General features: G+C 70.0%; 22 protein-coding genes. 8 read left to right on the top strand and 14 right to left on the bottom strand.

Annotated features, from left to right (window positions below; translation table 11 throughout):
• The first annotated feature begins 65 nt into the window (after positions 1–65).
• The gene (locus tag ACQPZK_RS19615) at positions 66–212 is read left to right on the top strand and encodes a hypothetical protein (protein WP_433534391.1); all 147 of its coding nucleotides are present in this window, start codon (positions 66–68) and stop codon (positions 210–212) included.
• 65 nt (positions 213–277) lie between these two features.
• Here ACQPZK_RS19615 and ACQPZK_RS19610 read toward each other — a convergent pair whose 3' ends face one another.
• Positions 278–829, bottom strand: coding sequence for a DM13 domain-containing protein (locus ACQPZK_RS19610; protein WP_433534390.1), 552 nt, complete (start codon positions 827–829; stop codon positions 278–280).
• Positions 830–1,007: 178 nt separating this feature from the next.
• The gene (locus ACQPZK_RS19605; RefSeq protein WP_433534389.1) at positions 1,008–1,715 is read right to left on the bottom strand and encodes an SDR family oxidoreductase; all 708 of its coding nucleotides are present in this window, start codon (positions 1,713–1,715) and stop codon (positions 1,008–1,010) included.
• 510 nt (positions 1,716–2,225) lie between these two features.
• Between ACQPZK_RS19605 and ACQPZK_RS19600 the strand changes: the two genes are divergently transcribed.
• Positions 2,226–2,726: a hypothetical protein gene (locus ACQPZK_RS19600; protein WP_433534388.1), complete on the top strand. Its 501-nt coding sequence runs from the start codon at positions 2,226–2,228 to the stop codon at positions 2,724–2,726.
• Between the two features lie 40 nt (positions 2,727–2,766).
• Here the strand turns inward: ACQPZK_RS19600 and ACQPZK_RS19595 are convergent, their stop codons facing one another.
• The 3 genes from ACQPZK_RS19595 to ACQPZK_RS19585 all read right to left on the bottom strand — a co-directional run bounded on the left by ACQPZK_RS19595 (position 2,767) and on the right by ACQPZK_RS19585 (position 9,359).
• Positions 2,767–3,279 (bottom strand): hypothetical protein, encoded by a 513-nt coding sequence (locus ACQPZK_RS19595; protein WP_433534387.1) that lies wholly within the window; start codon positions 3,277–3,279, stop codon positions 2,767–2,769.
• A complete protein-coding gene (locus ACQPZK_RS19590; RefSeq protein WP_433534386.1) occupies positions 3,269–5,068 on the bottom strand; it encodes a RyR domain-containing protein in 1,800 nt (599 codons plus the stop codon). The genes ACQPZK_RS19595 and ACQPZK_RS19590 overlap by 11 nt, the downstream gene beginning before the upstream one ends.
• A gap of 76 nt (positions 5,069–5,144) precedes the next feature.
• The gene (locus ACQPZK_RS19585; protein WP_433534385.1) at positions 5,145–9,359 is read right to left on the bottom strand and encodes a HEAT repeat domain-containing protein; all 4,215 of its coding nucleotides are present in this window, start codon (positions 9,357–9,359) and stop codon (positions 5,145–5,147) included.
• Between the two features lie 276 nt (positions 9,360–9,635).
• On the opposite strand from ACQPZK_RS19585, the gene ACQPZK_RS19580 reads away from it, so the two are divergent.
• Positions 9,636–10,592, top strand: coding sequence for an SCO2521 family protein (locus ACQPZK_RS19580; protein WP_433534384.1), 957 nt, complete (start codon positions 9,636–9,638; stop codon positions 10,590–10,592).
• 4 nt (positions 10,593–10,596) lie between these two features.
• Here ACQPZK_RS19580 and ACQPZK_RS19575 read toward each other — a convergent pair whose 3' ends face one another.
• The 4 genes from ACQPZK_RS19575 to ACQPZK_RS19560 all read right to left on the bottom strand — a co-directional run bounded on the left by ACQPZK_RS19575 (position 10,597) and on the right by ACQPZK_RS19560 (position 15,283).
• Positions 10,597–11,523 carry an SCO2522 family protein gene (locus tag ACQPZK_RS19575; protein ID WP_433534383.1) on the bottom strand — a complete coding sequence of 309 codons (927 nt, stop codon included), beginning with the start codon at positions 11,521–11,523 and terminating at the stop codon, positions 10,597–10,599.
• A gap of 35 nt (positions 11,524–11,558) precedes the next feature.
• Positions 11,559–12,488: an SCO2523 family variant P-loop protein gene (locus tag ACQPZK_RS19570; RefSeq protein ID WP_433534382.1), complete on the bottom strand. Its 930-nt coding sequence runs from the start codon at positions 12,486–12,488 to the stop codon at positions 11,559–11,561.
• Complete coding sequence (locus ACQPZK_RS19565; protein ID WP_433534381.1) at positions 12,489–14,330, bottom strand: SCO2524 family protein; 1,842 nt, start codon at positions 14,328–14,330, stop codon at positions 12,489–12,491. It lies immediately after the preceding gene.
• A 230-nt stretch (positions 14,331–14,560) separates the two neighbouring features.
• A complete protein-coding gene (locus ACQPZK_RS19560; RefSeq protein WP_433534380.1) occupies positions 14,561–15,283 on the bottom strand; it encodes an SCO2525 family SAM-dependent methyltransferase in 723 nt (240 codons plus the stop codon).
• 328 nt (positions 15,284–15,611) lie between these two features.
• On the opposite strand from ACQPZK_RS19560, the gene ACQPZK_RS19555 reads away from it, so the two are divergent.
• Positions 15,612–16,157 (top strand): CbrC family protein, encoded by a 546-nt coding sequence (locus tag ACQPZK_RS19555; RefSeq protein WP_433534379.1) that lies wholly within the window; start codon positions 15,612–15,614, stop codon positions 16,155–16,157.
• Positions 16,154–16,798 carry a hypothetical protein gene (locus tag ACQPZK_RS19550; protein WP_433534378.1) on the top strand — a complete coding sequence of 215 codons (645 nt, stop codon included), beginning with the start codon at positions 16,154–16,156 and terminating at the stop codon, positions 16,796–16,798. The genes ACQPZK_RS19555 and ACQPZK_RS19550 overlap by 4 nt, the downstream gene beginning before the upstream one ends.
• On the opposite strand, the gene ACQPZK_RS19545 is transcribed toward ACQPZK_RS19550, so the two are convergent.
• The 3 genes from ACQPZK_RS19545 to ACQPZK_RS19535 form a co-directional block, all read right to left on the bottom strand.
• Positions 16,761–17,531: a DUF4253 domain-containing protein gene (locus ACQPZK_RS19545; protein ID WP_433534377.1), complete on the bottom strand. Its 771-nt coding sequence runs from the start codon at positions 17,529–17,531 to the stop codon at positions 16,761–16,763. The genes ACQPZK_RS19550 and ACQPZK_RS19545 overlap by 38 nt on opposite strands.
• A gap of 113 nt (positions 17,532–17,644) precedes the next feature.
• Entirely contained in the window at positions 17,645–18,157 is a 513-nt protein-coding gene (locus ACQPZK_RS19540; RefSeq protein ID WP_433534376.1) for a hypothetical protein, read from the bottom strand.
• A gap of 176 nt (positions 18,158–18,333) precedes the next feature.
• The gene (locus tag ACQPZK_RS19535) at positions 18,334–18,753 is read right to left on the bottom strand and encodes a DUF6188 family protein (RefSeq protein WP_433534375.1); all 420 of its coding nucleotides are present in this window, start codon (positions 18,751–18,753) and stop codon (positions 18,334–18,336) included.
• A gap of 6 nt (positions 18,754–18,759) precedes the next feature.
• Here ACQPZK_RS19535 and ACQPZK_RS19530 point away from each other — a divergent pair, with 6 nt between their 5' ends.
• From ACQPZK_RS19530 to ACQPZK_RS19520, 3 genes are all read left to right on the top strand, one after another.
• Positions 18,760–18,885, top strand: coding sequence for a hypothetical protein (locus tag ACQPZK_RS19530; protein WP_433534374.1), 126 nt, complete (start codon positions 18,760–18,762; stop codon positions 18,883–18,885).
• A gap of 59 nt (positions 18,886–18,944) precedes the next feature.
• Complete coding sequence (locus tag ACQPZK_RS19525; protein ID WP_433534373.1) at positions 18,945–20,513, top strand: chitinase; 1,569 nt, start codon at positions 18,945–18,947, stop codon at positions 20,511–20,513.
• 182 nt (positions 20,514–20,695) lie between these two features.
• Positions 20,696–21,718, top strand: a complete 1,023-nt coding sequence (locus ACQPZK_RS19520; RefSeq protein ID WP_433534372.1) for a hypothetical protein — start codon at positions 20,696–20,698, stop codon at positions 21,716–21,718.
• Between the two features lie 148 nt (positions 21,719–21,866).
• Here the strand turns inward: ACQPZK_RS19520 and ACQPZK_RS19515 are convergent, their stop codons facing one another.
• Positions 21,867–22,793: an AEC family transporter gene (locus ACQPZK_RS19515; RefSeq protein WP_433534371.1), complete on the bottom strand. Its 927-nt coding sequence runs from the start codon at positions 22,791–22,793 to the stop codon at positions 21,867–21,869.
• Between the two features lie 100 nt (positions 22,794–22,893).
• Positions 22,894–25,974 (bottom strand): hypothetical protein, encoded by a 3,081-nt coding sequence (locus ACQPZK_RS19510; RefSeq protein WP_433534370.1) that lies wholly within the window; start codon positions 25,972–25,974, stop codon positions 22,894–22,896.
• Positions 25,975–26,035 lie beyond the last annotated feature (61 nt).

The following is a 26,035-nucleotide window of genomic DNA, read 5'->3' as shown; positions in this document are numbered from 1 at the left end:
CGCTCCTCATGCTTGGCGTCCTCGTCGTGGTTGGCGCGGTGCGAGGTGGTGACCCTGGCCGGTGGATGCGTCCAGCGGTGCTGTCTCCGGGCGGTCCGCTGGTCGTGCTGTGGTGGCAGGTGGTGGTCCGTCCGCGGCATCTCTGGTGGGCTCTTGCTGTCGCTGTGGCAGTGACGATCGGCGCCTACCTGCTGGCTCGCCCCGACTGCTGAAGCGGGCGCTCGACGAGGTCGCGGAGCACGGTCATCCTCCGGGCTCCGCGAACAGACGCATCCAGCTACGACGGGACGGCGGCAAGTTCCGCGGCGCCGAACGAGACGGCGAATCGCTTGCACCAGATGCTGACACTGCGGAACGCTGCCGGGTCGACCCCAGCCGCCAGCCGGTACACCTGATCACCGTGGTTGCCCTTGAGTTTGCCCAATTCCGCGTACCGGCCGTCGTCGAACACCCGCCAGCCGGCGGTGCCCTTGCGAACCCGTTGATCGGACAACCACACCCGTAGGTCGGGGCCGTCGCTGGTGTCCAGCCCGGCGATCTCCAGCTGGTGACTGCCGTCCGGGTTGCGGATCATCCGGACCGTGCCGCTGGTGTCGTGCTCGTGCGTGATGAAAGTGCCCTCTGCGAGAACGATCGGCGAGGCCGGAACATCCGCGACGTCGGATACGGACTGAGACGGCTGCGGGACGGCGGTGGACAGGGTCTCCGTCACGACTCTGTCGGTGAACAACCGCCACGGCTGGAACCAGTAGGACGCTGCTGCGACACCGACTCCGAGCACGGCAACGACGACCCAGGTGACAGGAGTACGGAAAAGACGGCGAGTCACGGTTCCAGTCAAGCCTTCGGATCTCATTGTGACCAGGTGGGGCCGGATTACCGATTGCTTACGAGGCGTGCGGGGCGGTCCGGTCGAAAGAGCTCGACCGTCGCGACGCGACGGGAACAGCCGGGGCGGCTGCACCGGGAGCCGGCCCCACAACGGGCTTACGCCCTGACCCCGCCATTCAGGCGAAGAGGTTGCCGATGATGTCGGCGTAGAAGAGGGCGGGATCGCCGGAGAGGGAGGCCTTGACGTTGGCGGTGGGCTTGTCGGCGATGACTTCGATCCTGCCCGCTTCCAGCCCGTCGAGGGCCTGGGTGACCACCTCGTGGGGCGGGAGCTTGGGGACGTCGACGCCGGCCATCATGTCCGTGTCGGCGATGGCCAGCGCCAGGGCGGTGACCAGGGTCTTCTGGTCGGCCAGCTCGAGCCGGATGCCGTTCGTCAGGGACCACTCCGCAGCCTTCGAGGCAGCGTAGCCGTTGCTGCCGGGCGCGAAGGTGTACCAGCTCAGCGCCGAGATGACGTTGAGAATGGCACCACCGGCCAGCCTCGGCGCGAACGCGCGGGTGACGTTGAGAGTGCCCCAGAAGTTGGTGTCGAAGTCTTTGCGGATGTTCTCCGTGGAGGGACCGAGCAGCGGGGCTTCCGTGGAGGTGCCGGCGTTGTTGACGAGGATGTCGAGGTTGCCCACCTGAGCCGCCGCGGCCTCGATGGACGCCGGGTCCGTGATATCCATCTGGAGGGTGACGGCACCGGGGATGTCGATGCTTTCCAGGCGTCGGGCGGTCGCATAGACGGTGGCGCCGCGGGCGAGGAGTGCCTCGACGAAGGCCTTGCCGAGGCCGCGGTTGGCGCCGGTCACGAGAGCTGTTGATCCGTTGATTCGCATAGCCACCACGCTAGAACCTCACGTTGACGTCAGAGGCAAATGGTGCGAGCTGAATCACGGCCGGCTCCGATTGTTCCGGCACCGGTTGCCGTGGGCGGTGCTGGCCCGGCCGTCGCGGCGACGAGCAACGCATGGGCCGGCCTCGACCTGGACTGCGAGGTCGTGGTTGCCTCCGCCGGGACCGGATAGCGGGGTCACGGCCGCAGAGCCGGTCGTCTCCGGTGGCGGCCCCTCGCGGTGCGGGCATCGGCGCGCGACCCATGCGGAGTATCGACTGGCATCGGTCGACACGGCTAGGCTGCCTCCAGGCTTCCATCGACGCAAGGGGATGTCGTGTCGCGCCGTACCGGTAGGCCCTCCTATCAGTTGTCCGCGCCCGACACGCGCCGCCGCCGCATGGCACGTGTCGCTGTCGTCGTCGGGGCGGTCGGGCTCGCGTGCGCTCTGCTGGGAGGCGCTGCCGGCTATACAGCCGGTCGACCCGACGGCGTCGAGTCCACTGTCGCCGACATGCGCGAGGCTGAGGCGAAGCGCGACAGTCAGCAGATCGTCGAGCTGACGGCGACGGCCCGCCGCCTTCGTGAGGAGATCTCTCCCGTTCTCACCGTCCTGGGCACGGTGACACCAAGCAGTGGGCAGGCCGGTCCTGAAGAGGCCCGCCAGTGGCGACAGACCATGCAGCGGGCAACGGAGCTGTTCGCCAACCCTCCGTCGGGCACCACCGCGACCAACGTCGCACGTGGCGGCCTGCGTAGCGCCGTGGAGCAGGGCTCCCTGGCGGTCGACTCGTATCTCCTCGCTGTCACTGGGCCGTCCACCCAACGGGCGGCTCTGACGGAACTGGCGAAACGGCAGGCGGTCCAAGCGGTGGAAGCCTGGTCTGTTGCTGCCACCCAGCTGGACCAGCTCAACATCGATGCCGGCCAAGGTCACCAACATGTCTACCTGGAGACCGGTCCGGGCGGTGACGCCATCACCCCGGACGGCGCGGAAGAGGGCTCCGGGGGATAGCGCGCAGCTGGGGGCACCTCAACCGACCCGGCCGACGGCGTCATTCCTCGGCGGGCGTTCGGCGGGCCCCGACGGGCCAGAGAATCGTGGTCGGGACGCCGTGGCGCTCCGCCCAGTCGATGGTCTGGTCGGTCGACGCGGGGTGACGGCCAGGTTTGCCGTCCCACACCGCAACGAGTCGCTGCACCCGTCGGACCAGCTCACGGTTGGCAACCACGTAGGCGGCAGTGTGCGAGTGGTCGAAACCGGTGTGGACGACCGCTGCCGCCCGGTCGAGCAACTCGTCGAAGGCCGGCCGGTTCTCCGCGCTGATGACCGCGAACCGGTAGTCGCGGGCCGGCAGGATCACCTCGTACGTGCCGCCCAGTTCGAGGATCGTGCGCGCGAAGACCTGGTCCGCGCCGGCCGCCAGGCAGGTCACGCCGTGCACGGGCCGATCGCTGATCCGGCCCAACTCGACGCGGAGAGCGTCGGCGACGAGCAGTTCGGTGTCGCGGGTCAGGTTGATGTGCCCGGTCACGCCGACGCGGACCGGGCCGAGGTCAGGCGGCATCTCTCGGGCCTCTGCGCTGTGCGGGCACCGGGGGCGCCAGCCGGATCAGCTCGAACCCGCTGTCGGACAGCACGTCGGGCAGCGCCCGGATCCCCTCGCGATTCTGCTCCTGTACGTCGGGCGGCAGGTCCTTCCACGGCCGCAGCGCGGGGTGCCGCCGCTGGACGTCATCACGCGGGTCGCCGTACGTCCAGCCGTCCCCGTGCCGTTCCCGGCACCACCGTTCGTGCTCCAGGCGGGCGAGATCGTCGATCCGGTCGTCGATGGCCTGCCCGGCGGCCGAGGCGTCACCGGTGCCACCGTTCCGAGGCGCCACGACGCAACCGAGATCCAACAGCTTGGCGGCGATGTCCTGGACATGGGCGCGGTTGGCCCGCCGTAACGACTCGGGTAGATGCGACCAGTCCACCATGGCCGGGGCGTCGCCGAGTCGTACTCCGGCGCGCTGCTGGGCCTGGACGTACCGCTCGTGGATCAGCCGGGCCAACCGCTCGGTGAGGTCCTCGGCGATCAGCCGGGCGTCGCAGGCGTGAGCGAGCACCGGATAGAGACGGAGCTTGCCGTGCACCTCGTCGAGGAGGTCGTGACGGGAGTCGCCGTGGAAGGCGGCCGCGAGCGCCGCCTGCCGGTAGACCGGCACGAACACGGCGCTCTCGGCGCCCTGCCACAGGGCGGGCGTGTCCAGCACGAACCGCAGCCCGCTGATCTCGTCCGGCGCGCAGACGTAGATGCGGTCGTAGCCATCGTGGCCGAGGCCGACGACGCCGTCGAGATCCAGGTCGTACGCGGTCAACTGGCAGACGGTGGCCAGGAACGGGTAACGCGACGACGCCAGAGCGATCTCGGTGCCGGCATCAGGCGCCACGACGTCCACCCGCAGGGGCGGCACGGCGTGGCCCGCGGGGGCGTCGGCCCGGGATGCGCGCCAGTGCCGGGCGGTCTCCACCAGCAGAGCCCGGCGGAAGGTCCCGGTGCCCGCGATGAGGATCCTGGTTGGTCGGTCACCCGCGCTGGGCAGTGGGTGGTGCCGGTGCAGGGCGCGTGCGGCGACGTCGTCGACGTGGAAGTAGTCCAGCCGCAGCCGGCTGGACCCGGCGGCACCGAGTCGTCGGGCCTGCAGGGACAGACACATCTCCGAGTCGTGCACCAGGATGTAGACCCGCGGTGGCTGCCGTCGGTCATGGATGAGGCGGTTGGCGGTGTTGGCGATCGCGTGGTTGCGGTCGTCGTCCTCGCTGCAGGCGTAGACGGTATGGGCTCGGGGCAGGCCGGCGCCGCGCAACACCTCGGGGCTGGTCGGGTCGCCGACCACACCGAGGTACCGGCGCCACCGGTACTCCAACGGACCGAACGGCTCGGAGCGCACCACCACCACGCGTTCACCGTCGGCGAAGAGCCGGTCGGCGAGCATGTGGGCGAACTGGGAGTCGCCACAGACCAGGACGTGCCCACGCGCACGCCGAGCCCGCAGGCGGCGACTCTCGGCGGCCAGCAGCAGCCGACTGGCCTCGGCCACGGCGAGGAGCGTGAACAGCGGGGCGGCGAACCGGGCGACCTGCAACTGCCACGGGTAGGGGCCGGCGTTCTGGAAGGGTTCGGCGCCGAATACGAAGAGTTGCAGGACGTAGTAGAGCACGTCGTACGGATCGTGGGCGACGTCCGGCCGCGCCCGGAGCAGGCGCTCGAAGCCCACATAGCCGAGGACGAGAGCGGCCAGCCCGATCAGGCCGAAGAGGACTCGCAGGCTCCAGCCGGTCGGGCGGGACGAGCCCGCGACCGGATCCGTCATGAGCTCATGGTATTTGACGAGGTCGATCAAATCGTCGCTCGACGCGCGCCCGGATGCACCCACAGCTCCGCATCGATCACGGAAAGTCGTCAGGACGGGTGTCGGGCAGCGTGGCCAGCAGTTGCCCGGCCAGCCGCCGCACCGCGCCGTCATCCTCCTGATGCGCGAGCCGCACGAGCACCTCCCGGGTCCGGGCGTCCCCGTCGTAGTGGCGGGTCAACGCGAGCAGCGCGGTCCGGCGGATCTCCCAGTCATCGTCGTCGGCCAACCGCAGCAGCAGGTCCCGTATCCCCGTGCGGCCGCTCAGGCTGGCACCGAGCTGCTCCACGGCCCGGCGACGAACCTCCAGGGCCGGATCGTCGCGGACCAGCCCGACCAGCAGCACCTGGACCTCCGGGTCGGCGCCGAAGTGCTCGCCGAGCGCGGCGGCGATACGGGCGCGGATCGCCGGGTCCTGGTCCGACAGGCGGCGCATGAGCCGCAGGGTCACCGCCATGGACGCCGAACCCTGCTCGGTCAGACAGCGTACGGCCGCATCGAACACGGTCGGGTCGGTGTCGGACTCGACGCATTCCAGCAGCACGTCGGTCACCAGCTCCGGGCTCCCGTACGCGCAGAGGGTCTGTACGGCGGCCAACCGGATGCCGACGTAGCTGTCGCGGCGGGCCCGTCGGCACAGTGTCTCGATGAGGCCCGGGGCGTCGCCGTGGCGGGTGAGCGCCTGGGCGGCGGCGCACAGCACGTTCGGGTCGGGGTCCCGACTGACCTGCTCGGCAAGGCACTCCCGCACCTCGACGTCCGGTGGGTCGGCGAGACGGGCCAGGCTACGGGTGACCCGCAGCCGGACGATCGGGTCCCGCTCCTGGGAGGCGCGGCTGATGAGCAGGTCCCGGGTCGCGTGGCCGAACAGCGGTCGCCCGGTGAGCAGGTCGACCGCGGCGAGCCGGACGCTCGCGGTCGGGTCGCGTCGAGCGCTCTCCAGCAGTAGTTCCCCGGTGCGGTGGTCGGGGTAGGCCTCGGCCAGCGCGCGCACCGCGGCGAGGCGTACCGTCGCGTCCTCGTCGACGTGAGCCGCGCGGGCCACCACGGCCCATCCGGTGTCGTCGGCGCGGTCCCGGTCGATCAGAGCGGTGACCGCGGCGGCCCGTACGGAGGATTCCTCGTCCTGTTCGATCTGGTCGATCAGCCGTGCCCGGCAGCGCCCCTCCGGGTCGGGTACGAGCGCCAACCGCTGCACGGCGACCACGCGGACCCGCGCGGACGTGTCCGAGCAGGCCAGCTTCAGCAGCAGCTCGGTGCTCTCCGGACTGGGTCGCTCCGGCAGCAGCTCGGTCAGGACGCAGCGCCGGACCTCGTCCGGCGAGTCGCCGGTGACCCGCTGCAACGCCGTGGTGCGTGCGGTCTCGGCGTGCTCCGGCAGAGCCAGCAGACCCTTCAGCACGCACTGCACCACACCGGGGTCGGTGTCGGTGGCCAGCAGGCGCTGCATCGTCTGGGGTGCGTCCGTCAGGTCGGCACAGCGCGCGGTGAGCACTGCCGCGGCGGCTCGCCGCACCGCGACGGCGGCGTCCCGGGTGGCCCGGGCCAACACCTGACGGACGTCGTCGGAGAGGTCGGACCGGGTGCCGAGAGACTGCACGGCCAGCGCCCGCACCGCGAGATCGGGAGAGTTGGCGAGGTCGCACAGCACGTCCACGAGGTCGAGGCCGGCGCCGAGGTGGGCGACCAGTGCGCGTACGGCGGCCTGCCGTACCGCGGTGGAGACCTCGGCCTGCGCCTGGGCGAGCAGGATGTCCCGGCATCGTCCACTGTTGCCGCCGGTGGCCTCGATGCGGCCGGCGGCCTCGGCCAGCCCGGCGACCAGGGTGAGGCGGGCCTGCCGCTCGCGGCCCTGCCCCAGCTCCCGGACGAGCAGGTCCTCCATCTGCTCCTCGGCGGTGGACAGCACGGCCGCGATCCGGGTGGCGAAGGCGGAACCGGATCGCCAACTGGTGCGGACACCCCGGCGGCGGTACCAGTGCAGGAAGGTCTCCCGCCCCGGCCAACCCGGGCCGAGCGTCCGGATCGAGGACAGCAGCTCCTGCTCGGTGAGATCCACCAGGTTCGGGTCGTCGGCGGAGATGCCGTGCTCGATGAGACGCACGACCTGGCGCAGCACGGCGTCGCCCGCGCCGGCCAGTTCGGCGGGCTGCGGCGCCTCCGCCACGCACTGCGCCGCCAGCACCAGGTTCCAGGGCGGCCCGGTCAGGTTCAGTGGCGGCCACGGTTGAGTGGCTTCGGTGGCGAGCAGGGTGACCAGCTCGTTGGCGATCCGACCGGGCAGGGCGCTGGCGACCAGTCGAAGCACCTCCCGCCACGACGGATCGGCCCAGTGCTCGCGAAACAACGAACGCAGATGATCGAGGCCCCAGGTGGTCGGATCGCGCTCGCATCTGTCCACGATTTCCTCGGCGCAGAAGAACTCCAGGAACGCGCGGTGTACGAAGCCGAACAGTCGCAGGCCGTAGCGCTCCAGGATGAAGCTTCGCTGCCGCAATTTGTCGATCATCGAGTAAGCCATGGCGAGCGCCCGCTCATTCTCGAAACCGTAGAACGCGACGAGGTTGTCCCGGAAGATGCGTGCCAGTTCGTCGGACTCGATGTAGTTTCCGGCGGGGCCGGACTCGCGGAACTGCATCCAGTACGCCAGGTGACGCAGCAGCCGACGCTTCGCCTGTAGGTCGAGCGACGGCACGTCGCCGTGACTCTCGCGCAGTTGCTTGGTCACATCCCATTCGGAGATCAGTACGTCGGTGACGTGCGCGTAGAGCCGGCGACGGTTGCGCGGCAGCGGGTGACCCCGGCCGACGATCGCCATGAGCATCAGCAACAGGGGGTTCCCGGCGATCTCGCGCATCGCTCGGGAACTGCCCACCACATCGAGGATCTGCCGCCGCTGCCGCTCTGCCTCGGCAGCCGGCGTGGGCATCACGTACCGGTACCAGTTGTCGAGGAACCTCGCGATCTGCTCGTCGTCGAGATCCTCCAGGGTGAAGTGGTCGAAGCCCGCGTTGGCGAAGGTGTGCCGCTGGTAGCCGGCCGCCCGCGAGGTGACGACCGTCAACACCCCCGGATATTCGTTGGCGAACGTGGCGATCTGCGCGGCCACCTCTTCCCGCTGCGCCGGGTCGAACACCTCGTCCAGGCCGTCGAACAGGAACAGCGCCTGGCCGCCCTGGCGCAGGTACGCCTCCAGCACGTCCTGGTCGACACCGGCCAGTCCCTGCTGGTGGCGGTGGCCGACGTAGTCGAGCAGGCCGTCGCACCGGCCGTCCCCGTGATGGGTGGCGTAGGACCGCAACTCGATCAGGACGGGTAGGTACCGGTCCAGCGCGCTCAGTCGAGGCTCGACGCAGACCCCGGCCAGCGTCAATGCCAGGTATCGCGCGGCCGCGGACTTGCCGGAGCCGGGATCGCCCAGCAGTACGATCGTGCGCCGCCCCGGGTCGGACACCACGTCGAACAAGGACAGCTCGTCCTTGGCGGCGTACTCCTCCCAGAGCCGCTCCACCTCCTCCGGATTGACCACCCCGGGCAGCCCGCCGACGTCGCCGCCCGGCGTGGAGCCGGCCCACCGCCACCACGCCAGCGGCATCTCGGGCCGCGCGTCCTCGTGGACGCGGGGCTCCACGAACACCTTGGGGAGTCCGACGGTGAGGTAGCCGATGGTGGGACGCGGAGAGACCGCGTCCACCGAGACGGCCTGGTATCGCAGCGACAACTGCTTGTAGTACTGGTTGCGGACGACTGTCGGCAGGTGGGTGTCCGGATCGGCGGGCTCGCGCGCCGGGGATCTGCCGCTGCGTACGTCGGCCAGTGCGGCGGTCACCTTGGCGGTGAGGTCGTCCACCCCGGAGAAGAAGGCGCAGAGGTGGCGCTCCTTGAGCTCACGACGCAACGCGACGATCTGCTGCCAGTCGGCGTCCCGGTCGATCATGTCGACCGGCCAGGGAGTGTCCTCCGCGAGCAGGAAGACCAGGCAGGGCTTCCCTGCCGCGAGGGCCTCCCGGTATTCCAACTCGGTGATCGAGGACTCCTGACCGGGCGGCCGGAAGCCGTACCGCCAGGCGAACAGCCCCACGTAGAGGTCGCACCGGCGCACATCGGCGAGGCAGCGTTCCAGCGGCGGCCGGATGTCGGCGCCGTAGGCCTCCATGGCCACGTCGTCGATCTCCAGACGGCGGGCCACGGCGTGCACGGCAGCGCGGTATTCCAGCAAGTCCTTTTGGGTGGCCGAAATGTAGACCTTCATGGACGGCAAACTCCAGGGGGTGGCCGGCGACCGCACATTGAAAATATCAGCCGGTGTCACGTCCGTCCGACCCGTGCGAACACTCCGAACGCCTGCGGTACATGGGATTCCCGCCGACCCCGTGCCTATGATGGCCATCAACAGATACGGGTCCGGGCGATTCGAATCGCGTACTCGAGAAGTGTGTCAGTGCCGGTCGCGAGGGGTTTACGTCAATCAGCACGAGCCGCGTACGCGGGACGCGCGCGGGTCGGTGGCAGCGTTGCGGAGGAAGCCATGCTCACGGTCGGTGAGGTGCACACCAGCCTTCTGCAGCACAGCACGGCGCTGTCCCAGGAGCAGAGCTCCGACGTGCTCAGCCTGATCGAGGGCGAGGCCGTGCTGACCTCCCGACGCCCGTCGCTGTACGCGGTCTCACCCGATGTCCGTACCGGTGTCGACTGCTGGCTGCCGAGCGCCCGAAAGCGCCAGTTGCGGGGGGTGGGCGCGGTCGTTACCCGGGCCATCATCACCGGCGGCCGGATCGTGCAGGCCTCCTCGGTCATCCACGTCGTCCCCGGCGAGCGCCGCCAGCCGTGGTCGCACTATCTGGCCAACCCCGGCGTCCTCGAGACGGTCGGCAAGCTGGACGTCGCCGACCTGAACGCGGGCTTCCTGCACGGCACCAACGCCGACGTGCTCAACCTGGAGGCGATCACCGGCCGGGTGCTCGACGGTGTGCAGATGTCCGACCTGCTGGACCGACGCCCGCCGCTGCGTACCGCGCGCACACGGCTGCGCTGGACCGCGCAGGCGGACGAGCGGTCGAACCGGGACGTCTCGGCGGTGGTCACCGTGGACTCACCCACCCTGCGTACGGTCGAACTAGTGCTCGACCCGCAGGACGTGCCGGCCGCCGTGGCCGGGCTCTGCGAAGATCTCGCGTTGCACGACTGGCTGCTGACCATCCTGTCCTCGCTGGTGGAGTCCGCGGTCACCCGATCGGCCTCGGGGCAGGAGCACGTCGAGCGGCTGCGGCCGGTGTTGGAGCACCTGCTGCACCTGTGGCTGCCCGGCGCGCGGGTGCACCCACGGCTGCGGCCGATCTGGGACCAGTTGGAGCAGGTACCGGGTTTCAGCCGTCAGTGGAACTCGTCGGTCAACTGGATCCGGGATCAGATCAGCGTGAGCAACATGGCTCTGCTTCGTGACCTGGCCGGCCGGGTGACCGTCGACGAGCCGTGCGGGCGCTGAGCGCTCAGTCGCTGATGAACACGTAGCTGAGCCGGTCGACCAGCTCACTGGGCAGGTGCAGGCCCTCGCCGCCGGCGCGTTTGGCGACCTGCTGCGCGACCGCCGGCGGCACCGCCACCTGGCCGAGGATGGTGCGTACGGCCAGTTCCACCGGCAGGTACTCGGTGCCCATCAGGGTCAGCGTGCGATACGCGCAGAACGGCGCGGCCGTCGGGTTCAGCTGGACGATCGCCGGCAGTTGGTCCCAGTCCGTCGGCAGTTCGCCGGTGAGCCGGCGCGGCTGCGTCATCGTCTCGCCCCGATGCCGTAGCACGCCGAGTCGGGTCATCTGCCAGACCGAGGCGAGCAGGGCGCAGGCCCACACCCGGGAGTCCGGCTCGTCGGACCAGAGTTCGATGTCGACGAAGATGGAGTGCCGGGGATCGCCGGACTGCAACGGCGGAGACCACGGACGTGGCAGGGTCATCGCCGGCGCGTCGACGTGCCCGGGGGACCGCTTGCCGTTGGACAGCCAACCCGACTCGCTCAGCGGTGGACGACTCCCGGTGGTGTGCCGAGGTGGTTCCACCACCAGTGTGTCGACCACCAGCCGGGCCAGCTCGGCGCCGTCGTGCCGGGCGAAGCTGGACTCCCGGGCCACGTAGTCCAGGATCAGGCCGTGCTCCGCCGCGGCGCTCTGCACCTGCGGGATCACCTCGCGGGGGGTGCCGAAGCGGTGGAAGTAGTCGTCCAACATGAAGCAGGTGCTGATCCGCGGCTCCCGGGATGCGGGCAGCCCTCGTCGGGCCAGAGCCGGGATCGCGGCGGACCAGTCCGCGATCCGCGCGAACTTGCGCCGCAGTTCCTCACACCCGTCGCCGAAGTCCTCCGCGTAGAAGTGCCCCAGCTCCACGGACAGATGCGAGTACGCCACGCTCTCTGTACGCCGCACCGCAGCCGCCTCCTGGAACCTGACATCCATGCCGATCACGCGGTGTCCCATGCCGTCTCGTCGAAAAGCTTCTCGGTGAGGTCAACGAACGCGTCCACCGTCTTGACGTTGGCAATTTTGGATTGCACGTCGTGATCGGAGATCAGCTGCTCCCGCCACTGCAGCAGCGGATCCAGCGGCACCACGCCCAGCAGCGTCGTACGCCCGACGCCTCGTCGTCGGGCCAGCTCCGACAGCTCCGCGTCGCATTTGCGCAGGAAGGCCTGCTGGGCCAGGCCGAGATGACCCACCTCCGGACCACGCGAGTCGATCACCGCCGTACGGATGAAGCGCAGCGACTCCCGTAGCTTGTCCGGCTCGTGGCCGTACTCCTTGCCCATGGCCACGATCCCGCCCGCCTCGAAGGCCAGGTCCGCCGCTGCGGTGACATGCTGGGGAGTCCACCGGTGAAAGACCAACCAGCGCACGGCGACCTTGCGCAGGGTCGAGGTCGCGGTGGCGGCCAGCGCGATCTGACTGGCGTACGACCGGCCGGCGCTGAGGTCCACCAGGGTCAGGTCGAACTCCTCCTCCAACCGGAGGAAGAGCTCGGCGCAGCGCTTGGCGATGTCGTTGGTGAAACCGAACTCGCTACCGTTGCGTTGCCCCGGCAGGAGCACCAGCGGACCGGACCCGATGGGCCTCTGACGCAGGCTGGCACGTTCCGAGGTGCCCCACACGTCCAACTGCTCCGGAGACGGGATCTCCCCGCGCAGATATCGGTGCAGGCCGCCACCATTGGGCCCAGCGCCCTCCACACCATTGACGGCCTGCGGAATCTGGAACGTGATGCCGGCGGTCGGCGAGCCGAAGTCGTAATCCAGGTAGCAGGTGGGGTGGCCGGACAATGCGCTGCGGTAGGCGATGTTCGCGGCGGTCACCGACCGCCCGGTGCCGCCCTTGTGTGACGTGACGAAGACCAGCATTCAGATCCCCTCGCTGGCCTTCTGCTGCCCGGTGGCAACGTCGTTGAGCAGCAACAGAAGAGTAGCCGCCAGAGCGGCCGCAGTGCCGGGACGCTCGTCGACCAGCAACTGTGCCCGGCCCAGGCTGGCGCGGATGCTGCGCATGCTGCGCTGCATCGCCTCGCCGTCGAAGGTGCCGCGCATCAGCTCCCGATCGAAGAGGTACTCGGCCTCGTCGATGAGATCCTGCGCGTAGTCGGCCAGCCGGGCGGCTCGGGGGAACGGCCGCTCCCACAGCAGCTGACCGGAGGTGACCAGAGCCTGCACCACCCGCTCGGTCAGATACCACGAGGGTGCGTCCGGCTTCGGCGCCAGGCCGGGAAACGCGCCACCGGCGTGGTCCCACAGCCCTTGGTGCCGGCCGTCCGGGATGCGCCGCAGCAGCAGATGGTCCCACACCTCGTCGGCCAGCTCGAGCAGTTCACTGCGCCGTCGGGCGTTGCTCAGCAGACCGGCGACGGCGGCCGCCCGCTGTAGCAGCACCACGGAGAACTCGTTCACGTTCCACGTCATGATCGGTTTGGACGTGTCGTCGTTCAGGGTCACCCGTTTGCCTGGCGCGTGCACGAACAGCGCCGGTTCGCCGGGCGACGCACGGCGGGTGATCCGCGCCCGCTGCGCCAGCTCCACCAGCACCGAGGCGATCCGCCCGAGCTCCTCGTCACCGCCGCGCCCGACGGCGATCAGGCCCTTCACGGCCAGCGACGTGGTCTGGAGCGTGTAGTAGTCGGTCCGGTCACCGTCGGTCGTCCGCCAGGGGATGTCCTCGATGGGCCACCGTCGTCGGTTGCCGAAGGTCGCCACCGTCGCCCAGTACGTCCGGGTGAGCTCCCAGCGCAGTTGCAGCGCCCGGGACAGCCGCTGCTGCTCCTCGTTGAGCAACCCGAGCAGCCGGGTGCGTTCGGAGTTCAGGTCCTCGATGGCGTCCATCGCGATCACGGTGAAGTAGAGGTAGGGGGCGTTCTCGGCGGAGCCCTCACGCTGCCGGCCGATCGGCTCGGTGGTCGGGACCTCCTCCGCCCCGGAGATGATCCCCCACGACCAGCCGCACTCGAACAGCATCTCGCTGTTGTCCAGGTCCTCCGTCACCCGACCCGAGCCGATGATCACGCTACGCAGGCTCGCCATCGTGTCCCGCAACTGTTCGCGCAGCGCCGCCACCAGCTCGCGGCGCGGTAGCTCGTCCTGGTTGACCATGTCGCACAGACGAATGCCGTACTCGTCGCTGGCGGTGAAGACGAAGGTGCTGAAGCTGCGGAGCAGTCCGACCATCGCCGCCGTGAGGCGGGCGCTCGCCATGGCTTCCAGTTCGTCGAGTTGCGCCAACAGGTCGCGCCGCTGGGTGGACCCCCGGTAGACCTTGACGAAACCGATCGTCGCCAGCGTGAGTGTGACCGACACCGCGAACGAGTCGACGATGTCCAGGGAGCGCTGCTCGTCGGTGAGCTCCGGGCCGCCCTCCAGCGGGGTGAGGTAACTGCCACCGCCGAAGATCGGAGTGCCGGCGTCGTCGGTGTACCGCCGGAAATAGTCGATCATTACGCTGACCAGCCGACGGGGAATCTCGATCGCGCCGCCGATCGGGCTGAGCGCCGAGATCACCTCTTCGTCGGCGCGGTCCGGGTCGTCGAGTGACAGCACGGGGACCTTGGCCGCGGGGAGCAACAGGGTCAGCAGTTGTTCCGCGTCGCTGATCGAGTTGCTGCCACTTCGGCCACCCCAGTGCCATTCACCGTTCGCCCAGCAACTGCGAACCGTAGCCCGCCAGATGTCGAGGATCTCCTGGCGCGGCTGCATCCGCATGATCCACCGCCGTCTGTTGTAGTCGTCGACTCGAAACCGCTGGTGTAGCCGTGCCCACGATGATCCACGGTGACGTACAGCATCATGGTAGCGGGCCGGTCGAGTGCCACTTGAAAGGCTTCGATGGCCGCGTGTCGGCAATCCGGCCAATCGGGCGCGGTGGAATGCCACCCCGACCATGCTGCGCCGACAGGACCATGTCGAGGCATTCCACCGGTACGCATCGGCGCTTATCCGCGGGTACGGCCGGTCGCCAGCAGCATGCCCACATACCCGTCCCGCAGCGGCGGCTTGGGTCGTACCTCGTGGACGTCCAGGTCGTACGCGCCCGCCGCGATGGTGGCCACCACGTCGGCGCGTTGCAGTGCCACCGCCGGGAACATCCGCCGGCCGACGCTGTAGCCGAGGGACCCGAGCATGACCGTGACGGCGAAGGGCGACCTGGGTCGCAGCGCGTCCAGAAACCGACTGATCGCGTGGTCGGCCTCGGCCCGGTCCGCCGAGATGGAGCAGGCCACGAAGAACATCGTGCCGGCGCTCCAGGCGTGCCTCGGCAGAGTGAAGACGCTGGCCCGCACCACCCGGCCGACCTGCGCCAGTCGCCGACGTGGGTCCGCCAGCGCCGCGTACGCCGGGTGCTCCGCGCACACCTGCCAGTACGGGTCCCAGAGTTCGTCGTAGCTGTCGACCTGCCCGCGCAGCCAGTTCACGTTCGCCGTCGACCATTCACACAGGTCGACGGCCCTCGCGAACGGCAGCAGCGACAGCGCCGGGTACAGATTTGCGCCCGACCCCACGTCGACGCACCGCGCGTCGGAGAGTTCCGCCTCGCCGAAGAAGTCGCGGATGCGGCAGAGGATCTCCCGATCGTCAGACCGCAGATCCGCGTAGTTGTGACGCACATATGCCTGCGGGTCGAAGTTGTCCCACTCGACATCGGCATTGACCGGCATCGACGACTGAATCGGTGAGCGTGGCGTCGACTCGCCGCAACCGCCCCCAGTCGCCGGGGTCAACGCCATGGACGGGCCTCCATCGATTCGGCGGATCACATTGGTCGCTGAAGCGGCGCTCAGTGCACTGCCCATTATGTATCGGAGGTGGTGCGGGCTCACAAGGGCAGGAACTTCACCGTCCGCCGGGATTGAGGGCGACAGGAGGGTTGTCGGACGCGCGCTCGCCCGTGCGGCGGTGGAGGTTCGATCGTGCGATACGGTTCGCGCGGCATGAGGCGGTGAGGTGGCTGGGGCTGCGCGGCCCGGGTCTGACAGGAGTGGACGAGTGACACAGCCGCTGTTCCGCTACCACCCCGATCCGGTGGCGACCGGCTCCGCCGTCTCCACCGATGAGGCATGTGTGCTGTGTGGAGTCGAACGCGGCTGGCGGTACGTGGGGCCGATCTACGGTCGGCAGGCCGACGTTCTGTGCCTGCACTGCATCGCCTCGGGTGAGGCGGCGCGGGCGTTGACGGGGTACGCCGAATTCCCCTGCATGTTCACGGACACGGTCGATGTGCCATCAGAGGTTCCGTTCGCCGTCGTCGAGGAGGTCACGCAACGCACACCGGGGTTCCACTCCTGGCAGCAGCCGTACTGGCTCTATCACTGCGGCGACGGCGCCGCATTTCTCGGCGCGGCCGGATACGTGGAGCTACGCGCCTATCCCGACGCGTTGGAAATGATCGGGGAAGATCTGCACCGGCTCGGTTGGCCGGCGGATCAGGCCGACGAGATCCTGCGGCGGATGGATCGCAGTGGTGAGCCGACCGCGTACCTGTTCCGCTGCCTGCACTGCGACGCGCACCTGGCCTCCTGGGACATCGGTTGACCGGCGTCGACCGGTACAGGCCGGCGGACGCCGGCGTGCCGACCGATGACGGGCGGGTCCGGTCGTCGATGGACGGGTCGTACATCCGGCGGTGGCGCCAGGACGTCACGGCCCGGCTGGATCGGTTGCTGCCGGGATTCGAAGTCCGGTTCGGTTACCCGCCGGACCGGCACACGATCGGCGGCCCGGCGGGGGAGGGGGAGATCGCTTCGCTCGCGGGCGTGCGTCCGCCCGCTGATCTGCTTGCGTGGTACCGGGAGGTGCGGGACGTCAGCCTGCCGGACATCGGCAACGGCTACTTCGTTCACGAACCCAGCCTGGTCGCTCGCAGTGAGGTCACGTCGATCCGGGGACGGTTCGTCGATGACGTGTTCGTGTTCGCCAGCGATGGCGGTGGCACCCTGTTCGCGGTGGGCGCGGCGACCGGCTCACCGGTGTACCGGCTGCCTGCCGGCGAGATCGTCGCCGATGTCTACCGCAGCGATGATCCACTGTTCGAGGTGGTAGCAGAGAATCTGATCGGCTTTTTCGACCGGCTCCGCGACACAGTCGACGCCTTCGTCATGACAGGCGCGGCCGGCGGCTGGACGGCAGCCCCCGACATCAGTCCCACCAGAATTCCCAGCAGTTCACACCCATGATGGCTTCGGCGTACTTGCGGAACGTGTCGGTGTTGCTCTGCCAGATGTTGTCCGGGCAGAAAGCGATATGTTCGGCGGTCACCCGTAGCGCCACATCAAGGGTGACCGGTGGTGCGGCGATGCTCAGGTGCAGGATGTCGAAGCCCAGGCCGACGACCGTGGCTCCAAATCGGGTCTGCCAGTCGCGGACAACGGCGGCGAAGCGGGCGGTGTCGTTGTCGTGGTTGAGCGGGCCGGTCCAACCGACTGCGGTCAGTGCGTGTGCGCCGTCGGTCGCGGGGACGAGCGCCAGGCGGGCCCGGCCGGTGGAGAGCAGGTCGGCGTACTGGTCGGCGAAGAGTTCCACCGGTCCTTGCTGATCGGGTGCGGGCGTGAGGCCGGGCCACCGTGCGCCGACCAGATCGAGGTGGCCGAGTTCGGTGTCGACCTCTCCGTCGAGTTCGTCTTCGGTGACCGCCTCCCAGCATTCGGCGAGGAACGCGTTGCTGTCGTGCTGCTCGACGGTGGTGATCTGGTCGTACTCGGCATCGACGCCGAAGGGGTCGTCACGGCCGTGGGCGTCGAGTGCGAGCAGAGGCCACAGTCCGGTCTGCTGATGTCGGGCCCGCCAACGGGACCAGTCTCCCGCCGCGGCCGGACCGGAGGAGAGCCAGTACACCGGTGTGACCCCGTTCTGCGGGATCACCGAACGGCCGTCGGGGATGCCCGCCGGCAGAGCCTCGTACCACGTCATGGCCGACACCCTAGAAGGCTGTTACGACACGATGATCCAGTAGCCGCAAGCCGTACGGACAGGCGAATCGGCGGTGACCGTCCCGGGGTCACCGCCGATTCGTGGTCGAGCGGTCAGGCGGCTGAGCAGGCGGTGTCCAGCTCCTTGATGGCGGCTTCCAGGGCCTTCTTGCTGGGCTTGGCGTCGGCGGACTTGTTGTACGCGTCGCTCAGGCTCATCATCTCGTCCTGGATCTTCTCCGAGGCGGCGGTGACGGCGTCATTGGCGCCGATCGAGTGGGCCAGGATCGCGACCGAGCCGGCTGCCCACTGAGCACTGACCGCGAAGTGACCGGCTGGCGGGCCGATCTTCTCGGCCTTGGCGATCTTTGCGGCGTTGTCCTTGATGTCCTTGTTGATGTCGGCGCAGGCCTTCACCGTGGCCGCGTCGTTGGCCGCTGCACTGGTGGCGGCACTGGTCGGGCTGCTCGTCGGGGCGGCGCTCGAGGCTGCCGGGGACGGCGAGGTTGCGGCGTTCTCAGTCGTGGGCTGCGGGTCGCAGCCGGACATCGCGATCGCCGCGAGGACAGCCACACCAGTCAGGACGAGTCGAGTTCGGTTCATCGATATTTCCCCCGTGATCTTCATGTTCGGCGCACGCTACCAGCCCCGATCCAACGGGTGGGACCGGTTTTCGGCCGGCGAGCACCGATCCCTGGAGCTGGAGTTGGATGCGAGGCGCGCGCGGTCCAGCATGGACGGCAACTGACTGGTCTGCGCCGACCGGACCGCCGCGGCGCTGCCCCGTCACTCCCGTGCGCCGGCTACCAGCGGGCGAGTCCGCGGCCGGGTGTCGCGACGAAGCGGAATCCCCGTCCCCCCGACGACGGTGCGCTCGTGACGGTGAACGCCTCGTACTGGTCGTCCGGCTCGACGACGAGGACCACGTCGTCGGCGAAGGTCAGGGTCAGTCGACCGCTCTTGCGGATCTCGGCGGCCGTGATGTGGGCCTGGTGCCGGTCGAGCAGGGGTGCCAGAGCTGTCGACAACGCGGGGTCGATTCGGCGCTCGGCGCCGGGTGTGCCGTAGGAGAACTCGGTTTCGATCCTGATCTCGATCCACGACTCGATCACGAGCGTGAGCGCGAAGTCGATCCGTAGTTGTGTGACGGTGCCGTCGCCGACCGGTAGCAGCCAGCTGTCGGCACGCTCGATCAGCCCGTGGGGGTGCATACGCTCGGCCATGGACCCATGCTGCCGTGGACTGTCGCGATGCTGCGGGTCGCCGACGTGCCGGTGCCGCGCAACTCGGACGCGCTCGGATCGATGGCCTCAGCTCTGCCTGTCCCGCGCCCACCCCTGGACATCTTCAGTTAACAAACCTAATAATTAGCCTCCCGTCGATATCTCGACCGGGCACCCCTCGGGAGGACCGGATGGCGCGCAGATTACGAACACCGTTCCTGGCTGCCCTGGCGGCCCTGGTCTCCGCCGCTGCGGCGACCCTGACCTTCGCTTATCCAGCCTTGGCCGCCGGCCCGACGGCCACCTTCACCAAGACGTCCGACTGGGGCACCGGCTGGGAGGGCCGCTACACCATCACCAACGGTGGGTCGAGCACGATCACCGGCTGGCAGGTCGCCTTCACGCTGCCGGCGGGCACCACCCTCGGCTCGTACTGGGACGCCACGGTCAGCAGCGTCGGGCAACGGCACACCTTCACCAACCGCTCGTGGAACGGCACCCTGGCCCCGGGCGCATCGGCGTCGTTCGGCTTCCTGGCCACCGGCTCCGGCTCGCCCGCCGACTGCACACTCAACGGCGCGCCATGCGCCGGTGGCACACCTCCCACCACGGCACCGCCGACCACCGTGCCTCCCACCACGACGCCGCCGACCACCGTGCCTCCCACCACGGCACCGCCGACCACCGCGCCTCCCACGACGACACCGCCCACCAGCCCGCCGCCGAACACGGGGCTGCCGAAGCACGCGCTGATCGGCTACCTGCACGCCAGCTTCGCCAACGGCGCCGGGTACCTGCGGATGGCCGACGTGCCCGACGACTGGGACATCATCAACCTCGCCTTCGGCGAACCCACCTCCGTCACCTCCGGCGACATCCGCTTCCAACTCTGCCCGGTCGCCGAGTGCCCCACCGTGGAGACCGAGGCCCAGTTCACGGCTGCCGTCCGCGCCAAGCAGCAGCAGGGCAAGAAGGTGCTGCTGTCCATCGGTGGCCAGAACGGGCAGGTGCAACTCACCACGACCGCCGCCCGTGACGCGTTCGTCCGCTCGGTGTCGGCGATCATCGACCGGTACGGCCTCAACGGCCTGGACATCGACTTCGAGGGCCACTCCCTCTACCTCAACACCGGCGACACCGACTTCCGCAACCCGACCACCCCGGTCGTGGTGAACCTGATCTCGGCGATCCGCGAGTTGAAGCAGCGCTACGGGAACGGCTTCGTGCTGACGATGGCCCCGGAGACGTTCTTCGTGCAGCTCGGCTACCAGTTCTACGGCTCCGGTCCGTGGGGCGGCCAGGATCCCAGAGCCGGGTCGTACCTGCCGGTGATCTACGCGCTGCGCGACATCCTCACCGTCCTGCACGTCCAGGACTACAACTCGGGCCCCATCGTCGGGCTCGACGGTCAGTACCACACCATAGGCAGCGCCGACTTCCACATCGCGATGACGGACATGCTGCTGGCCGGCTTCCCCGTGGCGGGAAACGCCAACGCCGTCTTCCCCGCGCTGCGCGAGGACCAGGTGGCGTTCGGCGCACCCTCCTCCACCAGCGCCGGCAACGGCTACCTCGCCCCGGCCGGCGTGCAACAGGCGGTTAACTGCCTGGTCCGAGGCCAGAACTGCGGCGCGTACACCCCGCGCAGCGGAACCAACCCCAACTTCCGAGGGCTCATGACCTGGTCGATCAACTGGGACCGGTACTACTCCTGGGAATTCCGGTTGAACCACGGCCCGTTCCTCAAGGCGCTGCCCTGACCGCGAGACCGGCGCAACCAGCCGGGATCACCGTCGCGGCCCGGTCGATCCGGACCGGGCCGCGACGTGGCACGGCAGCCCCGACCCGGCTCCCGGCACATCCACCGGCAGAGCACTTCCGGTGGCGGCCTCAGCGTGCTTTGGTGTGAGCACATCACCACCGCCCGTCACTGGAGGCTGAGATGACCCGGATCTCTCGGAACAGTTTCCTGGCCGGTCTGAGCGTAGGCGTCCTCGTCGCGACGCTGGGCCTGCCCGGCGTCGCCACGGCCGGGCCGCAGGCGCGAACCGTGTCGGCCTGCACGCTACGACCACTGCCCCTGCCCGCGGACCTGAACGGCGACGCTCGGGCGGTCGACCCGACCGGTCGGTTCATCGTCGGTACCGGCTACCGAGTCGATGGCGAGGATCGGCAGCCGCTGCTGCTGCTCTGGGCCACGCGGCCCGGGGTCTGGAACCAACCCCGCCTCACCGTCGTTGAATTCCAGACGGAGCCGCAGGTCTACAGCATCAATCGATTTGGTGTCGCCATCGGCACTGCCTATGTCGGTGACGTCTACCGCCCCTGGCGCTACGTTCAGGGGCGACTGGAGTGGCTACCCGTCCCGCCGGTGGTCGCCAACGTCACGGCGCACAGCATCAACGCGCGCGGTGACATCGTCGGTGCCGGCGCCATCGAGGAGACCGAGACGTCTCTGCCGCTGCTCTGGCCCGCCGACCGGCCGGGCACCGTCGAGGTGATCGACACTCCGCCCGGCTCTGGAGTGGTGGAGATCTTCGACGACGGCACCATCGTCGGCGGCACCGGCGTATCCGGCTGGGTACGCCATCCCGACGGGAGGACCGTCCGACTCACCGTGCCCGGCGCCCGGTGGGCGTGGGTCCACGCGGCCCGAGGGAACTGGGCGATTGGCCGCTTCGGCACCGGCAGCGAGGACGAGGACAGCACCGGGGTGCGCTGGGATCTGCGCACTGGCGTGGCCACCGCCGTGCACCCAGCGCTGGGCTTGCCGAACGACGTCAACAGTCAGGGCGCGGTGCTCGGCACCCGAGCCGTCGATCACGGCGACCGGCTCGTCACCCTGCCTGGCGCCATCCCGGACGTCCAAAGCAACTTCGCCGAGGAAATCGCCGACGACGGCCTCATCGTCGGTGGAATAAGCAGCATCGCCCGACGGCTTCCAGTGCGCTGGACCGACTGTTGACGTGGTCGCCGCCACGACCGGTGTTCCGACCGGAGGCCGGCCCTTGCGAGAGGGCCGGCCACGCCGCAGCAGCCCGGTCCTTCGCGGCGCCTGCCAGTCCGTTCGACGTGGTCAGGTCTCGGCACTGCCGGCGAGCCGGCCGACGGGCCTATCCGAGCAGGGTCGCCGCTGCGGCCAGGGTGCCCAGCGACAGGGTCGTGGTCACGACCACCGCGCGGTTGGCCACCGTCTCGCCGACGCCGTACTCCTGGCCGAAGATGAATGTGTTCTGGGCTGTCGGCAGGCCTGCGCACACCACCACGGCGAGCAACTGCGGCGCGGACAGGTGTAACGCCAGCCCGGCCGCGTACGCGATGACCGGCTGTGCGACGAGCTTCAGTGTGGCGATCACGGCCAGCTCGGCCGGGCCGGTCGGCTCTGCCCGTGACGGCGCCGCCGTACGGTGCAGCGACGCGCCGAGCGCGACCAGGGCGGCCGGGACCGCGGCGCCCGCCAGCAGGGCGAGCGACGTGTCGGCCGCCGACGGCAGGCGCAGGTCGGCCGCCGAGCACGCCACGCCGAGCAGCGACGCCAGGATCACCGGGTTGCGGACCGGTAGGGAGGCGATGCGGCGGACCCGTACCCGCCCGGCCGGGTCGCTGTGCCTGTCCAGGGCGATCAGGATCACGGGCGTCACCACCAGCACCTGCAGCAGTACCACCTCCGCCAGGAACGACACGGTGCCGAGCACCTGCGTCGCGATCGGGATGCCGAGGTTCGCCGAGTTCACGTACCCGGCGGCCATGCCCCAGATCGGCCGCTCGACCGGTGGGCGACCGAAAAGCCAGCTCGCGGCGACCCAACCGAATCCGACGACGGCGGCGGTGCTCATCCCAAAGGCGAGCAGCGAGCGGCCGGCGAACCCGGAGAGCGGCATGCGGGACAGGGCCAGGAACAGGGCGGACGGCATCGCGAGATGGAACACGAACCGGCCGAGCACCGATGCCACCGCCTCGCCCAGCAGGCCCCAGCGACAGGCCACGTAGCCGACAGCGGTGAGGATCCAGATCGGTACGAACGCCGACACCAAAGTCATACGTAGGTCACCTACCGGCGGGCGTCGCGCCAGTCCAGGATCTGACGCGCGGGTGGGAGGTACGAGTTGAGAACCAGGCGGCGATCCGCCGGCGGAGCGGTCAGGCGGATCGCCGGCGGGCAACCGACAGGAGCAGACCGGCAGCGGCCACGGCGACGCCGGCGGCGGCGGTGTACGCCGGGAGCTGGGTGGGGATGCCGAGGTGGACGGTGATACCGAGGATGCGGGACAGACCCCAGGGCAGCAGCGCGATCTGGTCGTTCCACACCGTCATCGCACGTTCCAGGCCCACCGTCCAGACCAGGGCGGACAGTGCGCCGAGGGGCACGCCCACGGCGGTGAGGGTCAGCCCGACGGCGCTTCGGCGGCGCAGGCCGTAGCGGTCCCGCAGGACCACCGCGGTGACCACGAACAGCCAGCAGAACGCCGCGAACGCGACGGTGACGTACGCCGCGCGCAGACCCGGCGCGGTCCAGAAGGCGAACCAGTAACCGCCGGGTCCGCGCCCGGCGAGCGCGGCCAGCAGAAGTACGCTGCGCAGCAGCGCGACGCCGCCGAGCGCGGCCCACAGGTGGAACGGGTCCCGCCGGCCGACGACGAGGCGTACGACGAGGGCGAACAGCGCCCACCCGGCGAGGGTGACCAGCAGGTGCGCCGGCGCGGCGAACCAGGTCAGCACGAGCCGGCTCGCCACCAGGACCACGGCCGGGACCAGCCACACCACCACCCGGTCCGCCCGCGTCGGGGGCGTCGGCAGCGCCGCGACCCGCCACGGCCGCAGCGCGCCGACCAGCAGCCCGCGCGCCGCGGCCGCGCCGAACCCGCGTCCGCGCAGGCCGAGCAGCATCACCAGCAGGATCGACGCGAGCAGCGCCCGGGCCGCCCAGGCCATCGCCGGGTCCCGGTCCGCGCGCCGGGCCCCGAGGTCGGCGGCGGTGAAGTTGTACGCCGGCAGGTCCAGGTCGGCGGCGTAGCGCTGCCGGTGCGTGTCGCGCGCGTCGCGGTACGCCGCCGCTGCCAGCCGCCACTCGTGGCGGGCGGTCGGGGCGCCCGTGTCCAGCCACTGCGCGTGCCGCAACACCATCCTCCGGTACGCGCCAAGCGTCTCGAAAAGGTCCACCTGGTAGTCGAGCGTCGCGGTGAAGCGCCCGCGCAGTTCGGGGTTCCGCCACGTCGCCGGGTCGGTCGAGGCGACCAGGTCGCGCATGCGTCGGGCCAGCACGACGGCCTGCGTGCCCTCCTCGATCGCCTCGTCGACGCGGCCGCCGGTCACCGCGTAGATGCTGTCCAGCGCCGCGGAGTCGCCCGTCGGGATGTCCCACTCGAAGATCCACATCATGGGCGGCGGTTCCAGCCCGAGCGCCCGCACCGACCGGTCGGCGTACGGACCGATGTAGAGGCCCTTGGTGACCGCCTGCCGGGACAGCGCCATGGCCTGCCCGATCGCGGCGACGGTAGCCGGGTCGTCGGAGAATGTGCGGTACGCCCAGTCCGCTGTGACCTGCGCTGTGTCGGCCTCTGGGTCCCACGCCAGGCGGCCGACGGCGTACGTGTTGAGGTCGTAGAGCTGCCAGAACCCGGCGCGTAGGTACAGCGACATGGGCCCTGCGCGCAGCGGTCCGCCGTCCTGGGTCCAGTTCCAGACGCCCTCGACGTTTCCGTTGGCGGCCAGGAACGCGCGCAGCGCCTGGCGGTGCAACGGGCCGAGGTCGTTGGGCAGCGAGCCGAACGCCTCGAACTCACGCCGGGCCTGGAACTCCACGATGCGGCGGTGCCCGCCACCCAGCAGGGTCGTGTTCAGCGGCAGATGGCTGTAGAAGTCGCCCAGGGTGTACTTCGTGGACACGATCAGGTGCGGGTCGTCGAGACCGCCGAGGACCTGCGCGTACGACTCCGGGTTGGTGTGCAGGTCGCCGACGGCGCCGACGCCCACCGTCCAGGTCCGGAAGATGATTTCCTTTCCGGCCGGGCCGGCCGTGTCCAGCAGCGCCCGCAGCATCGCGCGTACGGACGCTTCGGTGGTGACCGCGAGTCGGGACGAGTAGTCCCAGCCGCTGTCGGCGTACACCTCGCCGCCCTCGCCGATACGGACCATCAGGCCGTCGACGAACGGCATGCTCTCGAACAGTTCGGCCAGACCGGCCTGGTAGACCGCCCACAAACGAGGGTCGGCCGCATCGAGGCCGCCGACGGTTCGCGTGAGGTACGCCTCCAACGGAGGCGACACCGCGAGCATGTCGGTCAGCAGGAAGACCTTCACCCCCATGTCCTCGGCGTACCGGAAGACGGGACCGAAAGCTGCGACCATCGCCCGCGCCCGGTCGACGTGCGGGTCGCCGGGCGGGTAGACCGCGCGTCCGTCGCCGACCTTGGCGAACGTGACGTACTCCAGGAAGCCGGGCACGACGATCCCGTTGTATCCCTGCGCCACCGAATGGTCGACGATCTGGCGAAACTGCGCGTCGATGCGGGCCACCGCGCCGGCATCCACCCACGGCGCGCGGGGCAGCACCGCCGCGGCGACCACGTCGGTGTTCAGGCCGTAGTCGTCGCCGGCGGCGAAGGCGACCGGGTCGGGCTCGCGGCCCACCGAGCCGGCGTCGGTCAGCCGCAGGCCGAGCCGGGGGGCGACCACCCGACCCGTGTCCGCCGCGGGCAGCACCTCGACGCCGGAGCGGATCCGGTCGGCCAGCCGGTACAACCCGGCCGCCACGCCCGCGACGTCACCGCCCTGGACGACCAGGTCGGTGCCGCGCACGTCGAGCCGGTACGACTCGGGCGTGCCACCAAGGGCGGCCAGCACACCCGCCCGCAACGTGCGTACCGCCGACAGGTCGGGGGCGCCACCGCCCGCCGTACCGGTGTCCGGCGCGGTGGTCGCGGCCCCGGCCGAGGCGAGCACCGGCCGGGGCAGACCCCGGAAGACGACCGCGTCGGCAATGGCGGTCGCGGCCTTCGTGAGGCGCGGACTGTCGGGTACGACGACAGCCGCCAACGGTGGGACCGGCGCGGGCGTCCGTACCGGCGCGGCGACGGCCTCCTCGCGCGGCACGGCGGCGGGGGAGTGGCTCAGCCCCAGCGTGTCACCGACGCCCCAGGCCGTGAGGGCACCGAGCGCCACCAGGACCGCCAGGGCGACGATCAGCGGGTACGGCCTGCGGACACGGGCAACGTGAGTCACGCTCGGATGCTAGTGGTCCAGCGGGCTCCGGCTGAGGATCCGCAGGCATTCCGGTGGACGA

It is taken from the genome of Micromonospora sp. CA-249363, assembly GCF_050950185.1.
Classification (GTDB): domain Bacteria; phylum Actinomycetota; class Actinomycetes; order Mycobacteriales; family Micromonosporaceae; genus Micromonospora.
Note: the sequence above shows the minus strand (reverse complement) of the source record. Positions and strands in the feature narration are given on the sequence as shown.

Excerpts from the sequence above, each read along its gene's own strand:
- ACQPZK_RS19615 (WP_433534391.1), top strand. The coding sequence starts at position 66 with ATGCGTCCAGCGGTGCTGTCTCCGGGCGGTCCGCTGGTCGTGCTGTGG.
- ACQPZK_RS19540 (WP_433534376.1), bottom strand. The coding sequence starts at position 18,157 with ATGAAGATCACGGGGGAAATATCGATGAACCGAACTCGACTCGTCCTG.
- ACQPZK_RS19570 (WP_433534382.1), bottom strand. The coding sequence starts at position 12,488 with ATGCTGGTCTTCGTCACGTCACACAAGGGCGGCACCGGGCGGTCGGTG.
- ACQPZK_RS19560 (WP_433534380.1), bottom strand. The coding sequence starts at position 15,283 with ATGCCGGTCAATGCCGATGTCGAGTGGGACAACTTCGACCCGCAGGCA.
- ACQPZK_RS19525 (WP_433534373.1), top strand. The coding sequence starts at position 18,945 with ATGGCGCGCAGATTACGAACACCGTTCCTGGCTGCCCTGGCGGCCCTG.
- ACQPZK_RS19605 (WP_433534389.1), bottom strand. The coding sequence starts at position 1,715 with ATGCGAATCAACGGATCAACAGCTCTCGTGACCGGCGCCAACCGCGGC.
- ACQPZK_RS19545 (WP_433534377.1), bottom strand. The coding sequence starts at position 17,531 with ATGACGTGGTACGAGGCTCTGCCGGCGGGCATCCCCGACGGCCGTTCG.
- ACQPZK_RS19530 (WP_433534374.1), top strand. The coding sequence starts at position 18,760 with ATGCTGCCGTGGACTGTCGCGATGCTGCGGGTCGCCGACGTGCCGGTG.
- ACQPZK_RS19515 (WP_433534371.1), bottom strand. The coding sequence starts at position 22,793 with ATGACTTTGGTGTCGGCGTTCGTACCGATCTGGATCCTCACCGCTGTC.
- ACQPZK_RS19600 (WP_433534388.1), top strand. The coding sequence starts at position 2,226 with ATGCGCGAGGCTGAGGCGAAGCGCGACAGTCAGCAGATCGTCGAGCTG.
- ACQPZK_RS19565 (WP_433534381.1), bottom strand. The coding sequence starts at position 14,330 with ATGCGGATGCAGCCGCGCCAGGAGATCCTCGACATCTGGCGGGCTACG.
- ACQPZK_RS19535 (WP_433534375.1), bottom strand. The coding sequence starts at position 18,753 with ATGGCCGAGCGTATGCACCCCCACGGGCTGATCGAGCGTGCCGACAGC.
- ACQPZK_RS19590 (WP_433534386.1), bottom strand. The coding sequence starts at position 5,068 with ATGACGGATCCGGTCGCGGGCTCGTCCCGCCCGACCGGCTGGAGCCTG.
- ACQPZK_RS19595 (WP_433534387.1), bottom strand. The coding sequence starts at position 3,279 with ATGCCGCCTGACCTCGGCCCGGTCCGCGTCGGCGTGACCGGGCACATC.
- ACQPZK_RS19520 (WP_433534372.1), top strand. The coding sequence starts at position 20,696 with ATGACCCGGATCTCTCGGAACAGTTTCCTGGCCGGTCTGAGCGTAGGC.
- ACQPZK_RS19580 (WP_433534384.1), top strand. The coding sequence starts at position 9,636 with ATGCTCACGGTCGGTGAGGTGCACACCAGCCTTCTGCAGCACAGCACG.
- ACQPZK_RS19585 (WP_433534385.1), bottom strand. The coding sequence starts at position 9,359 with ATGAAGGTCTACATTTCGGCCACCCAAAAGGACTTGCTGGAATACCGC.